At 64.1% G+C, this 14,009-nt stretch carries 6 protein-coding genes; 2 read left to right on the top strand and 4 right to left on the bottom strand.

What is annotated here, in order from left to right; all coding sequences use genetic code 11:
- Positions 1–228: 228 nt before the first annotated feature.
- The 4 genes from H0921_RS12295 to H0921_RS12280 all read right to left on the bottom strand — a co-directional run bounded on the left by H0921_RS12295 (position 229) and on the right by H0921_RS12280 (position 8,263).
- Positions 229–1,242, bottom strand: coding sequence for a dihydrodipicolinate synthase family protein (locus H0921_RS12295; RefSeq protein WP_228499552.1), 1,014 nt, complete (start codon positions 1,240–1,242; stop codon positions 229–231).
- A gap of 273 nt (positions 1,243–1,515) precedes the next feature.
- Positions 1,516–3,633 (bottom strand): redoxin domain-containing protein, encoded by a 2,118-nt coding sequence (locus tag H0921_RS12290; RefSeq protein ID WP_194538505.1) that lies wholly within the window; start codon positions 3,631–3,633, stop codon positions 1,516–1,518.
- A 300-nt stretch (positions 3,634–3,933) separates the two neighbouring features.
- Complete coding sequence (locus tag H0921_RS12285) at positions 3,934–5,439, bottom strand: DUF1501 domain-containing protein (RefSeq protein ID WP_228499549.1); 1,506 nt, start codon at positions 5,437–5,439, stop codon at positions 3,934–3,936.
- Positions 5,440–5,611: 172 nt separating this feature from the next.
- On the bottom strand, positions 5,612–8,263 hold the full coding sequence (locus tag H0921_RS12280) for a PSD1 and planctomycete cytochrome C domain-containing protein (protein ID WP_194538503.1): 2,652 nt from the start codon (positions 8,261–8,263) through the stop codon (positions 5,612–5,614).
- 528 nt (positions 8,264–8,791) lie between these two features.
- Between H0921_RS12280 and H0921_RS12275 the strand changes: the two genes are divergently transcribed.
- Both H0921_RS12275 and H0921_RS12270 read left to right on the top strand, forming a co-directional pair.
- On the top strand, positions 8,792–12,295 hold the full coding sequence (locus tag H0921_RS12275; protein ID WP_194538501.1) for a hypothetical protein: 3,504 nt from the start codon (positions 8,792–8,794) through the stop codon (positions 12,293–12,295).
- A 217-nt stretch (positions 12,296–12,512) separates the two neighbouring features.
- Positions 12,513–13,943 (top strand): NHL repeat-containing protein, encoded by a 1,431-nt coding sequence (locus H0921_RS12270; protein WP_194538499.1) that lies wholly within the window; start codon positions 12,513–12,515, stop codon positions 13,941–13,943.
- The last annotated feature ends 66 nt before the right edge of the window (positions 13,944–14,009 follow it).

Genomic DNA, 14,009 nt, shown 5'->3' with positions numbered 1-14,009 from the left:
CTCCCGACGTTCCCCCCTCCAGCGACATCGGGCATTTTTCTGACAGATTCCGCAGAAAGGGCAGACTGCGCCAAAGGACCGCAGAAAGGGCGGGCTGTTCCAAAAGGTCGCGTCCCTCAGCCGCCGAGCGGTGCCCACCGCCGTCAAGGCAACTACCGGGTAAACAACTGCCGGGAGGCAACTACCGGATAGGCAACAGCCGTGAAGCTGGGAGAGGTTCCGCTGAGTTCAGCAACCCAGAAGCTGGGCGATGTCCCGCAAAACGTCCCGGTCGGAATCCGGGCGGGTGGGACTGCGGGGATGGGTGGCATCGCAGGGAATCCAGCCGCGAATTTTCAGGAACATGGCAGCGGAATGTTTATACGCAGGCACCGGCGGGCGGAAGACAAACCAGCCAAGATACTGCAAGCGGTCGTTGAGTTCGTAAAAGGCAGGGTCGCCGTCCCGCCAGTAACGATCGCGGCGGGCGAACAGGTCCGGAGCGCAGGTGCTCAGCCCCAGCAGGTAATCGCTGCCGTACATGACCATGTCGATCCCCCAGTCGTTGCCGGTGTAGATGCGGAAGTCGGGGCGGACCTGGTTGCGCACCTGCAAGCGCTGCCATTCCAGCGAGCGGCTCAAAGACGAATGTTTCGCCCCGCGGCACTGGGGAATACCCATCAGCTCGCGGAACACCTCCAGGGAATAGATTTTGCCAAACGGCGCGAACACGGGTCCCAGCTCGAAGGCCAGATACTGGTCGCACACCTGCGCCAGTTGGCGATACGCCTCCAGGAGTTGGTCCTCCGGCAAGCTGGTCAAGCCGTAGGATTGGAAGATGACGGGGATAGCGCCGTGGTCCTGGATTTCCTCCACGGCGCGGCGGTAAGCATCGAGCTGCAAAGGGGCGCCCGGCGTGTCCGTGACCCAAGCCCCGGCGACGAAGGGGCGGCGGCCCAAAGCCGAGCGCACCGCCGCGAGGACCGCCCGCCGCTCTTCCGGCGTCAACAGGTGGCCGTAACCCGTGTCCATGTTCACCGCGGGGGTCAAACCTGCTTCCGCCGTGCGCACACAGTGGGCGGCCAGGGACGGCCAGTCAATATCCCCGGACTCGGTAAATGGCAGCAAAACAGCGGAAATGCCGTGAATCTGCCGCCGCGGCTGAAGCAAAGTCAACGGGTCCAATCCGGGAAGTGTTTCTGGGCTGCTCATACCGCCGTTGTAAGCCGCAGCTCGCCCCGCTGCCAGGGGTAAAATCCGCATTCGTTCCGCCAATTCCTCCTGGCCTTGTGAGCGACCCTCCGTTTCTCCCGATAGTCCCGTCCCATTCAGGCCAAGACAGCATTGTTATTCTCACCCCGTGCATGATGCCTTGTGATCCTTGGCGTGTCCGTGCCAGGTTGGCGTCATTCCTCGTGGCGGGCCGTGATCATTCCCTCCACGCCGGGTGGAACAACCGGGCGTCACCGCTTCGATCAGAGAAGTGCGGACCTTCGGCTTCAATCCATTTTGTTCGGAGGGGCGGGCGGTCCCGGCTCAATCCTTTTTGTCCGGAGGGGCGGGCGGCGGATTGGCACGGAGGTATTCCAGCACGCCGTTTTGGAGGAAGGGGGGCAGTTGTTCAAACTCTTTGGGGTCGATGCGTTTGTCGCCGTTGGTGTCGAAGCGCTGGAAGAGGCGCTGGAAGCGTTCCGGGATGGGTACCCCTTCTGGGGGGAAGCGGACGTCGGCAGGGGGCGGGCCGCCGGGATTGCCGCCCAAGCCGCCCTGAAGCAGGGCCATGCGACCGGCCAACCCGTCCACGACGTATTCGACGTAACCCAGGTGCATTTCGTCGTAGGTTTGCTCGCCCCAGCGGACCGTGCGGGTCGGGTCCGGATTAGCGGGGTTGTTGGCGCTGTTGTCGTACCAAGCGCGGTAGATGAGGGTGCTGCCGCGAGGCACGGCGACCGGCTGGGCGAAGCGGTATTCAAGCTGCCAGTTGAAGTCGTAGCGGGGCACGTGGAGCAAGGTCGTCACCGTTCCGTCCGGGGTGCGCAGCTCGTATCGCGCCGCCTTGCCGCGCAGGTGGGCATGGGGAAAGAGGGCCAGCAGGCGAACATCGAAGGGCACGGGCAGGCGGGCAGACACTTCGTGATTCTCAGCTCCCGGCGGAATGCGGAAACCCAGATTGGCGATGGCAGCCACCTGGACTTCGTAGCGCGGCTTCTCCTTGGCGAAGATCAGACCCAGGCGGGTTTGATCCGTCGTGGGCTTGCCGTTGGGCGTGTAATGGATTTGGAAGCGGAGCACGGCCTTCTTCGGCAGCTTTTTCGCGTAGCCGGGCGGATAGATGAGCTTGTTATTCCCCGGCACGTAGGCGGCGAAAAAGCCTGTGGTTTCTCCCCCCACGATCCGGCGGCTGCCTGGCGGGAGCGTGAACACCAGGACGTGGTGGACCACCTCGCGCGCCGTCGGCTGCACTTCCAGCGCTTGCACCCAACGGTCCTCTTCAAACTCCGTATCGATGAAGACGTTCTGGTACGGCATGGTGCCTTCCGCCTTGACGGCGATCGGCTGCGGCAACTGGTAGATGACATCGGGCTGTCCAATGGTCCATCCGGAGGCGAAGCGCAGGGGCAAGGGGGCATCCGCGGGATCGCCCTGGGGCCGATCACTGGCCAGCCAGGCGAGCAGGTCGCGCCGGTCCGCTTCGGGCAGGCGGCGGTCGTTGAGGAAGGGGGAGGGCTGGCCTGCCGGCGGGGGAGCAGCCAGCCAGGGAGGCATGCGGCCTTCCATCACCACCCGCCGGATCATCCCCCGATGGGCCGCCACGTCATCATACGTCTCCAGCGAAAACGGCGCCACTCCTCCCTGGCGGTGGCACTCCAGGCAATGCACCTGGATGATGCGTTCGATGCGGGCATGGTAGGTCAGCGGCACGGTCGGCGCGGAAGCGGCCTCTTCCTTCTCCAGCACGCACCCTGGCGCCGTGGTCGCAGCGACCGTGGGCGAGCGGCCCGCGAGCAACTCGTCCAAAGCCGCCGCCAGATACCGTTGCCGGGGCGATTCCAGGGCGTAACCCAGGCCGTATTGGTCATCCACGGCGCCGCGGTAGCGCAAGGTCCGGCGCTGATCCAACACAAAAACTTCCGTGGTCGAGGTGGCTCCGAGGGCAGCCCGCAACTTCCCCGGCGTGTCGAGAAGGTAACGGCCTGCAAACGGCACATCGTCCGGCTTGTCTTTCTGCGTCGGATTGACAAAGACGAAGGCCACCCCCCGCGGCGCGTACTCCTTCTCCAGGCGGGCCAGCACCGGGGCATACTTACGGCAGAGCGGGCAGGTGGCATTGGTGAACGCCAACACCGTCCACGGACTGCCCGCCACAAGCTCCGTGAGCCGCACTGTGCGGCCCTGACTGTCCCTACAGGCCGCATCCGGGATCAACCGGCCGATGCCGGCCTCCGCTGCGGGTAATGGCCGCGGAGCTTCCCGGAGAGATGGAGGCGATTCCGCAGGCGCCGCCGCAACCGAGGAACCGCTGGAAGAGGCCGCCCCTGCACTCGGAGGGTCCGCCCACACCGGCCGGAGGACGAGCAACGCCCCCCCGACGAGCAGCACGCCGCCCAGCAGCCCCCCGATCCGCCCGCTCCGTCGTGTTCCCCTGCGATCCATAAATCCTCCTTACGACCTCCCGATGTTCCCTACCGCCACCTCACTACGAAATCTCTCTACCCATGCGGAATACCTCTACGGGATACCCCGGTAACGGGCGGCAAGTTTCGGCTCCCATCGCGGCTCCCATCGCGGTGAGGAAGACAGGCCTGGAGTTCTCCCCAGCTCCACGATTGCCCCTTGATAAAAGGGATGGACCCTCTTCGTGAAGATCGATCCTTTGGGGCGTCAAGCTCGATCCTTTGGGGAAAATGCAGCAGTCTCAGCGCTGATCTCCAGGACGGCATCCCCTGGGAGATGTTAGGCGATGATCTCCTTGACGACGTGCCCTTTGACGTCGGTCAAGCGCATGTCCCGCCCCGCGTGGCGGTAGGTCAGTTTCTCATGATCGAGGCCGAGGAGGTAGAGGATGGTGGCGTGCCAGTCGTGGATGTGGACTTTCCCTTCGACGGCTTCAAAGCCGTGGTCATCGGTGCGCCCGTAGGCGAAGCCGCCTTTGACGCCCCCGCCAGCCATCCACATGGTGAAGCCGCGGGCGTTGTGATCGCGGCCATCGCCTTGAGCGGTGGGGGTCCGGCCAAACTCCCCGCCCCAGAGCACAAGAGTATCGCGGAGCAAACCGCGCTGTTCCAGGTCTTGCAGGAGGGCGGCGATCGGCTGATCGATGGCGGCACAGGACGCGGCCAGCGCCTCCTTGATGTTCCGATGGTGGTCCCATCCGCCCAGGGTGACTTCGATGAAGCGGACGCCCGCCTCGGCGAAGCGGCGGGCCAGCAGGCATTGCTGGGCAAACGCCGCCCGCGCTGGTCCGGGATTGCCTCCCGCTCCCCCCGGTGCCGCGGCGGACCCGCGACCGTCCAAACCGTACAAGCGCAAGGTGCTCGCCGACTCGTTGCTGATGTCCAGCAGCTTCGGCAGCTCACCCTGCATGCGGAAGGCCAGCTCATAGGAGGCGATCAAGCCTTCGATCTCGGAATGTCCGCCGCTCTCGTCCAGCGCCTGGCGGTTGAGACGTTGCAAGTAATCGAGCTGCACGCGCTGCGCCGCCAGGGACTGACGGGGATTCTGCAAATTGGCCACCGCTTGCGGGCCGCCCGGTCCGCCAAAACCGCCGAAGCCCCGGCCGATCCGCGTCCCCTGATACATCGCCGGCAGGAAAGCCGCGCCGTAATTGGCCGGACCCCCATTCCCCAGCGGCGGATTGATCGTGATGAAGCCCGGCAGGTTCTGGTTTTCCGTCCCCAGACCGTAGAGAATCCAAGCGCCCATGCTGGGGCGGGGGAATTGGAAGATGCCGCAATGCATCTGCAAAAACGCCTGGGGATGATTGGGTAAATCGGTCTGCATGCCGTGAAGCAGGCAGAGTTTGTCGGCATGCCGGGCAAGCTGGGGAAACAGCTCGCTGATCCATAGCCCGCTCTGGCCGTGCTGGCGGAACTGGAATGGCGAAGCCATCAGGCGGCCAAAGCGGAATCCTCCACCCCCCGACCGCGGCGGCGCTTTGCCGTCATCCGCTTTCAAGCGCGGCTTGTAGTCGAAGGTGTCCACATGGGACGGGCCGCCGTCCATGCACAGGAAGATGACCCGCTTGGCTTTCGGGGGAAAGTGCGGCGGCTTCGGAGCCAATGGATTCTCGGTGGCAGCCGCGGCGGTATCGCGCAAAGCCTGCTCATAGGCCAAGGCGGCAAACGCCAAATAACCGAAACCCGACGCTGTGCTTTGTAACCAAGCGCGGCGCGATAGGATGGGCCAAGCCGGATTCCGGCCTGGGGAAGTCTCACGGGCCATGGGGTCATGCGGCGTCATCGCTGGCCTCCTTGTGTTCCTCGTGTTCGCTAGTCGCCAGATGAAGTCAGGGGGCGCTAGGTGGAATCCTGGGTCGTCATCAAGTGGAGTCATGGGTCGCCAAGCGGGAGTAATCACGAAACCTCGAAGTCTCATAGCAGGGGGCTATCCCACCACCGATGGCATTCCATCGTCACCGGCGGTATTGGAACTCAGCACTTGCCAGGAGGGCTTGGGCTAGGGCCGTCCAGGCCTGGCGCTCTTTGCGGTAGTTGGGAACCCGTTCGCGGGTCAGTTGGGCCTTATAATCGGCCAGGAACTGCTCGGCGTGTTGGATTTCCGCGGCGGTGGGCGGGCGGCTGAAGCAGCGGAGGTACGCCCAACGGATCCGTTCGCTGTCGCTGGAGCCGGAGCGGAGAATCTGGCCAGCTAGGGCATCCGCACAGCGCAGCGCGAAGGGATTGTTGAGCAAAAACAGGGCCTGGGACGGTACGGTGGTCGCGGGCCGCTCATGGACGATGAGGCTGGGGTCCGGCGCATCGAAGAGGGCGAGAGCATCCGGCAGCATCTCGCGGAGAATCGGCAGATAAATGCTGCGGTGACTGTTGCGGGGATCGTTGGCAGCCAGGGACAGATTGCCGACTCCGAAGCGCGGCAGATTGGTCGGGCCTTCCCCGGCGCGGGCCACGGGGGAACCGACCGGCGGCGTCCGCTGCAATTCCCCGCTGACCGCCAGCATGGCATCCCGCAGGCACTCCGCTTCCAGCCGTCGCGGCGTCATCCGCCACAGATAGGCATTGTCCGGGTCCCGCTCATAATTGGGGCGGTCCCAGCGGCTGTCCAGGCGGTAGGTCTCGGTCAGCACGATTCGCTTGATCAGCTTTTTGACGCTCCAGCGGTCCTCCTGGACGAAGGTGACGGCGAGGTAGTCGAGCAGCTCCGGGTGGGTCGGCGGCTGGCCGGCCAGGCCGAAATTATCCGGCGTGGGAACCAGGCCGCGGCCAAACAAATGCAGCCAGACGCGATTGACGAACACCCGGGCGGTCAGAGGATTGTCCGGGGAGGCGATCCAATCCGCCAACTGGCGGCGGCCGCTCGTGTTGGCCGGAATCCGCAGCGGTTGCCGGGCCAGGAGAGCGGGAACCCCACGCGGCACCACCTCCGCCGTCGGCTGGTCCGGTTCCCCGCGGGTAAAAATCGGACTGTCCCCGATGACGGTCTGGCCTGTGAAGCGATTGGCCCGCGGCGGCGGCATCATGCCTCCCGCTCCCCCAAACGGACCTGGACGCGGCCCGAATGGACCCCCGCCCAAACCCCGCGGCGGCGGCTTGTCTCGCACCCCCATCGCCAGGAGTTTCGGTTCCCCTTGAGCATCGAAGGAATCCAACCGGCTGCGAATCCCCGCCACCTGAGCGCTCAGAATCAACCGCCGGATGAAATCGTTGCTTTCCCCGATCTGCTTGTTCAACTCTTCGATCTGCCGCTGGAGGCGTTCGCGCTCCGCAGCGCTGAGTTTCTCCGGCGTACCCGGTGGCAGGCCGCAGTCCTTGGGCAACTCCAGCAGCGGACTGGGACGCTGAGCTTGAACCTGGCGAATGGTACCGTAGCAGGTCTGTGTACTGCGGAAGATACCGGCTAGCGCATAGTAATCCCGCTGGGTGAAGGGATCGAACTTGTGGTCATGGCAGCGGGCACACGCGATGGTCAGTCCCAGGAACACCTGCGTGACGGCATCGATTTGCTCATCGGCGACATCCAGTTCAAACTGCAAGGTATTGAACTCGTTGAGCGCCTTGGGGCCGATGGCCAAAAATCCCGTGGCGATGAGCCGCTCGGCCTTGAGCTTGGGGTCCTCAGTCGGCAGCAGGTCGCCGGCAATCTGTTCGCGGATGAATTGGTCATACGGTTTGTCGTTGTTGAAGGCGGCGATGACATAATCCCGGTAGCGCCAGGCGTGGGGATAATTCGTGTTGACGGTTTTGCCTGTGCTTTCGGCATAGCGGGCGAGGTCGAGCCAGTGTCGGCCCCAGCGTTCCCCGAAGTGCGGCGAGGCGAGCAGGCGGTCCACCACTTTCTCGAAGGCTTGCGGCGAAGTGTCGTTGAGAAAGGCTTCCACTTCCTCCGGGGTCGGGGGTAGGCCGATGAGATCGAAATAGACTCGGCGCAATAGCGTGCGGGGATCGGCGAACCCCACCGGTTGCAGCCCCTTCCCCTGGCGAGCGGCGATGACGAAGGCATCGATCGGTTGCACCGGTGTCCCCGCCGCGGAGGGAGGAACCGCCGGCACGGGGGGACGCCGCGGCGGCTGAAACGCCCAGTGATTCCGAGCCTTGACCGGATCGATCGCATATTTATGATTCGGTGACGCAGCGGTGCCATCCCGCGGATCGGGAGCGCCCATCCGCACCCAGGCTTCAAAATCCGCAATCACCGCCTCCGGCAGCTTCCCCTTCGGCGGCATGGCGGTGTCCGGATCGGTATGCCGCAGTGCTTGGATCAACCGGCTCTTGTCCGGCCGGCCCGGCACGATGATCGCTCCCCCGGCCCCCCCTTGCCGCACACCCGCCCGGCTGTCCAGCAGCAATTCTCCCCGTACCTTCTCCGCCGTGCTTGCGTGGCACTTGTAACAGTGCTCCACCAGCACCGGCCGGATTTTCTTCTCGAAGAAGGCCACTTGCTCCGGCGTCGGGTCTTCGACAAACTGCGTCACCGCGCGCTGGGCCAGGAGCGACCCTCCGTCCAGCAGGGTCATCCCGACCCCCAGGATCGCCCCCAGAAACAGCCCCCAAAGGATGATTATCCCTCGGAACAGCCCCCGAAGAAGCAACCGCGCCGGCCCGTGCATCGCACTTCCTCCCCTTTCAGTCCCAAGCGGAGGGATCCCCAAGCGGAGGGATCGACCCGCCTGCCAACACCAGGGACTCCTCCCCTCCGTTGCTCCATGTTGTTTCCGAGGATGCCGCATCCTGCACGGAGTTCGCCGATCCGTTCCAGACTCTGGACCCGGTTGAATCACCCGCGTCGATCACTCACCGTTCCCACAAACATCACTCCATTGAGTCTAACCCACGGCACCAGTCATTGTTTCCCGCCGCCGCCATTTCTCATGACTTTTTCCTCCCCGAATCCGGGAGAAAGTTGAGCCATCGCCGTAAGTTTGGGGTCTGTGTGCAAGGAAACCGAAGCTCTGGGAACAAACTTTGGGAACGGCCGGTGTCGCCGGGAAAAGACCTTAGTAGCATGGGGATGCCCGCTCACTGGTTCGCCAGGGACAGTTTGCTAGCTTGCTTTCCCGCTCCGGTGAGATTACCATGAGGTTCCCCAGTAATATCCCTCCCCATGTGACAAGCTGTGTCTCACGAGGATTTGCACCATGCCCAGGCTACCATCGCCCCTTGGTTTCCGCTTGGCCCAAGCAACATTGACCGCCGCCCTGCTAGGTCTGCTCCTCGCAGGGGGAGAGGTAGCTCCCGCACCAGTCGGCATGCTCCTGGCAGATGCGAACGGGCAAGTAGCAGATGGGAACGGGCAGGAGAGAACGCCCCTTCTGGCTCAGGACCAGCCCGCCGCTCCAAACGCTGCTGCTCGGTCCGGCGCGGGTTCCGAACGCCTCCCGGTCCGCCTGCTGGCCGAGGCGGAAGACTTCACGATCAAGTCCGGCTGGGAAATTGTGCCGTACCGGGAGAATTACTTTGCCTGCACCTTCGCCATCACCTTCCTGTCCCGCATGGCCTGCCTGGGAGCGCCGGAGCAGTTGCCGCCGGGTCAAACGGCGATCGCGGAGCAGACCATCCACGTGCCGTATGAGGACACCTACGAGCTGCTGGTGCGTTACGAGCAGCCGTATGACTTCTCCTGCGAGTTTACGGTCGAAGTGGAACAGAAAGGGAAGGTGGTGGCCCGCTGGGACTGCGGCCGCTTGCAGGACCCGAAAATCTGGGCGTTCAACAATCACAAGCGGGAACCGATGGTGCGCTATGGCTGGAGTGCGACGGACAACATCGTTTGGCAGCATCCGGGTCAGGTGCGGTTAGAAGGAGGAGCTGCGACTCTGCGCTTGCTGGCCACGGCGCAAGTGGAGGGAGGCCGGCCGCGCCGCCAGGCGGCCCGCCGCCATGTCGATGTGGTCTGCCTGACCAACGATCGCGCCGGCATGGAACGGCAGAAAAAAACGGGGTATTTAGAGTTCGACGGCTGGCTGGTCCAGGAGGGGGACCTGTTCCTGCGGATCACCAATCCCGCGGATGCCCCCGCCCCGGTGGCGGTCACCCTTCCGCCGATGCAAGCCCAGCATTCGCCGTATTGGGTGCACGTCCGGGATTGGCCCACCACCCTGGTGTTGCGCCAAGGGCGAGCGGTGACAGAAACCGCCTATCAACTGGCCGGCCCCCGTTCCCAGCAAGTGCGGCCTGAACACCTTGCCCCCTTGCTCCCTTGGCCCAAGGCAATCCCCGAAGAGCAGTATCTGCGGCCGGGCGACCGCTCCGGTTGGGTGCCCCTCGGCCAGTCGTGCGACGCTTTGAACACCGGGCAGTGGGCGGCCCAGGTGCTATACTTCCACCCCCCGGCGCAAGGCCAAGTCCCAAAGGGTGGAAAACCTGCCCAGGGTGGCAAATCAGCCCAGGGTGGCAAACCGAAGGGGAAGGAAACCCAGGAGGTTTATCTGCGCTACGAGTTCGGCGTCCCCGATGGGCAGGGCGGCATCCGTGTCATCAAGGATGTGACTGTGCGCGCTCCGCTCGCCGAGCGCACCGCCTACACCTTTGACATTCCCGGCTGCGTGCATCCCAATCCGGCTTTGGCGAACATCCTCAAGCAGCGTTACTGGCTGCCGCACATCCGCACCCAGAAGGAAGCACTGGCTTACCTTTTAGCGGAAGTGAAAAAGTTCCCCCCGGTGGGGCGCGTGCCCGAACGGCTGCTCATCTACGGCATCTCCGCCGGCGACTCCGTGGAAGGACGGCAACTGGCCCTCGCCCTCGGCGACAACACCACGGTCGGTGGCCAGGGGAAAAAGCGCGGCCTGATCGCCCATTGGGGCAACACTGATCTCAAATGGATTGAACAGCAAGTCGCCAAGCGACCCGGGGGACTCAGCGATGTGCTCATTGTCAGCTACGGAGATGAAATCCATCTGCCCGCCGACAAAATGACCGATGCGGAATTCGCCGCCTGGCTGCAAGCGCGGGGCATCCAGTATGACGGGCCGATCCGCTTCACCAGCGACCGCAACGATCCGCTCTTCTACTACTCCCAGTTAGCGGCCAAGGAAAAAGGCGGGGCACGCTACGCCGCTGCCACGGCCTATTACAAGACCCACGGCGTGCTCACCGGCGCCAACTATTCGCCCCATGCCAACTACCTGGTCAGCGAGATCGACTACATCCGCCCCTTCAAATTGCGAGCCATGAGCATGCCCTGGACGGAGGACTACGCCTGGCAGGTGGCGGAGTTCAGCCCGCAAGTCGTCGGCTATCTGCTCAGCGGCTTGCGCGCCGGGGCCAAATACGACCGCCTGCCCATCCACATGTACGTCATGCCGCATTCCCCCGGCCAAATCCCCCGCGAGTTCCGCCAGAGCTTCTATTGCTCCATCGCCCACGGAGCGAAGATCATCAACTACTTCACCGCCACTCCTCTGAGCGTCGCCTACACGGAAAACTACGTCGATACCGAGGATCTCCCCATGTGGCGGATGATCCACCGCTGCACCCACGAAGCCGGCATCTTCGAGGATTATGTCGTCGATGGCTGGGTGCGGCCGGGCCGCGTCGCCTTGCTCCTGTCCAGCGTCGATGAGCTGATCACCGGCGTGAACAACTTCTCCCTGGCGTTGCACAACAACGAACGCAAGGCGCTCTATTTCGCCCTGCGGCATGCCCAGGTGCCAGTCGATTTCCTGAGTGAAGACGACGTCATCGAAGGCCGCGCCCAGGACTACGCGGTCATTTATGTGACGCAGCAGTATCTGCACTCGCGCTGCCTGGCCGCCTTGCAGAAGTGGGTGGAAGCCGGCGGAACGCTCGTCGCCCTGTGCGGCGGCGGCTTCCGCAATGAGTTCCAGAAAGACAATCCTGCCGCGGCGGTCCTCTACGGCGTCGAGAGCGGCCCAATCCAAACGGACCCCGCTTTGGTCCCGCGCTACTTGCACGGCAACCCCAACGCCCCCTTCTTCGCCAAGCAGGACCTGCCCCGCTATGAACCGTGGGACTATGCCAGTTGGGATGGCTCCCTTCTACGGGGGAAGGCCGAGGCCGGGAAAGCTGAGGCGGGGAAAGCAGGCGCCGGGGGACAAGGGGAACCCCACCGCCGCATCGAGAAAGTCCCGGTAGTGGCCTGGAAGCAAGCGTTGACGGTCAAGACGGCGCAGGTGGCCGGCCGGTTCCGCGATGGCACCCCAGCGGTGACAGTCCAGCGACATGGACGGGGGCGCGCCGTGCTCTTCGCTTTCCTCCCCGGCCAGGCGTATCTGCGTAGCGGCCTGCCTCTGCGCCCCGTGGATCGCGGCGCTTCTCCCCACAGCTACGCCCACTTCCTCCCCACCCAATTGGATCGCCACCTCCGCGCCCGCCTGGTGGAGGACTTCCTGCCCCCGGACGATGCCCGTCTCCGCCCCGTGCTCGTCGAGGCGGAACTGGTGGAAACCACTTGCATCGACACGCCCGCGCTTCAGGGTCAGCCGGCCCGCCTGGCCATCCCCCTGATCAACTGGAGCGGCCGGCCGATCCCCCAACTGAATGTGCTCATCCGCGATCTGCCCCAGGTACGCCGCATCCGCTCCGTCGAACGGGGCGAGTTACAATATACCCAGACGCCGGAGGGGCTGCGCCTGAACGTGCCGCTCGATGTCGCGGATATGCTGCTGATCGACCGGTAGTTTGCCGTCAGTCCGCATCAGCACCCAGGGCGGCCAACGGACGGCGCCCTCCCCCAGCACGAGCTTTCCCTTCCCGTGCTGCCGGACCTTCCCTCCCGCACTGCCGGATGCCCGCTGCCCCATGCACGCTGCCAACGCCGCGCTGCCGAATGTCCTGGAACCACCCGAAGTTTGACTGACCTCTCCCTGACTGTCTTGTTCTTCGGAGGAACCACCCATGAAATCGCTCGCTGACCGCCTGGTGCCGAAAGCCCTCTGGTATCTGCCGGCGGGTCTTGTCCTGCTCCTGCCCTTCGTACCGTCTGAAATGGGCAGTCCTGGGCTGCAGGCCGCCGCCCCACCGGCGACGCCAGGCCTGGCAGATGCCGGGCCCCCGCTCCGGCCCGCCTCGGTTCAGGCGCCGGCTGCCCCGCCCGCTCCGCCCGCCAAGGCCCCCTTCCGCTATGTATGGGGAAAAGCCTACCACATTCTGCCGGAAACCCACACCGATGAATCCGGCTACTTTTCCCTCTGCGAGGGGCACAACGGCAAAATCTACGTCGGCACCGCCGCTTATGGCTTCAACGCTTACTTGGTCGAATTCGATCCGGTGACAGAGCGCCAGCGGATCGTCGTGGATGTGAACAAGGTCTGCGGCCTGCCCACACCAGCCAAGCCCACCTATGCCGCTCAGGCCAAGATACACACGCGGAACTTCGTGGCCCCTTCCGGCAAAATCTACGTCGGCAGCAAGCAGGGCTACCGTCGGGGCAAGGAGGACACCGCCGATTACCCCGGCGGTTACGTCATCGTGTACGATCCCAAGACCGACAAGGCCGAATGCCTGGGCATGCCCTATCCGGGAGAAGGTGTCAATGACGTGACAGCCGACGAGGACGCCGGCCTGGTCTATGTCGTCACCTGCGAAGAGCATCACTGGATGATCCTGGACCTGAAAACCCGCCGCTATCATGAGCCGGACCCCAAACTCCGCCTCACCCCTTACGCTCAGACGCTTCTGGACGCCCAGAACCGCGCCGTAGTCCTGAGCCGGGACTTTCAACTCATCCGCTACGATCCCAAAACCCGCAAGCTGGAGTATCTCACACTGGCATCTAATGGCCAGCCGGTCGGGCGTGCCGATGATAAGCTCGGTCCGGCATGCTGGGCGAAGACTGCAGACAGCAAAACAGCCTACCTGATTCGCATGTCGGATTCCCGCCTCTTCCGCATCGACCTGACCGCCGCCGGTCCCAGCGTTCCTGTCGCCGACCTCGGCCGGCTGTTGCCAGGGAAAGGCTTCGATTCCCGCGGCTCCCTCATCGTCGGCCATGACGGCAAGGTCTATGTGCTCATCCGTGTGGACAATGACACCGGCTTTGGCAAAGGCTACCTGCACCACCTGGTCAGCTATGACCCAGCTCGAAACCAAACCGTGGATCACGGCGTGATCGCCGTCCGCAACAAGGATTGGTTCCAGTTCCACGATGCCCACGGCAAGCCCAAACCCTGGAGCCACGGCTTCCATACCCTGCCGGACGGCACCATCACCCCGCTGCACGTGCACATGGCCCTCCACATGGCCCGCGATGGCACCCTCTACGCCACCATCATCTATCCCTTCACCCTCCTGCGGATTGCCCCCCAGGATTACCGTGGACAACCCTGAACCCCCGCTGGGCGCTAGTCACGTAGAACCAGCCGCTCCGGAGCGGCGATCTTTCGCATCCGCCAT

It is taken from the genome of Thermogemmata fonticola, assembly GCF_013694095.1.
In the GTDB taxonomy this organism is placed as follows: Bacteria; Planctomycetota; Planctomycetia; order Gemmatales; family Gemmataceae; genus Thermogemmata; species Thermogemmata fonticola.
The sequence above is the reverse complement of the archived record's forward strand: the minus strand, read 5'-3'. Positions and strand labels throughout refer to the sequence as shown.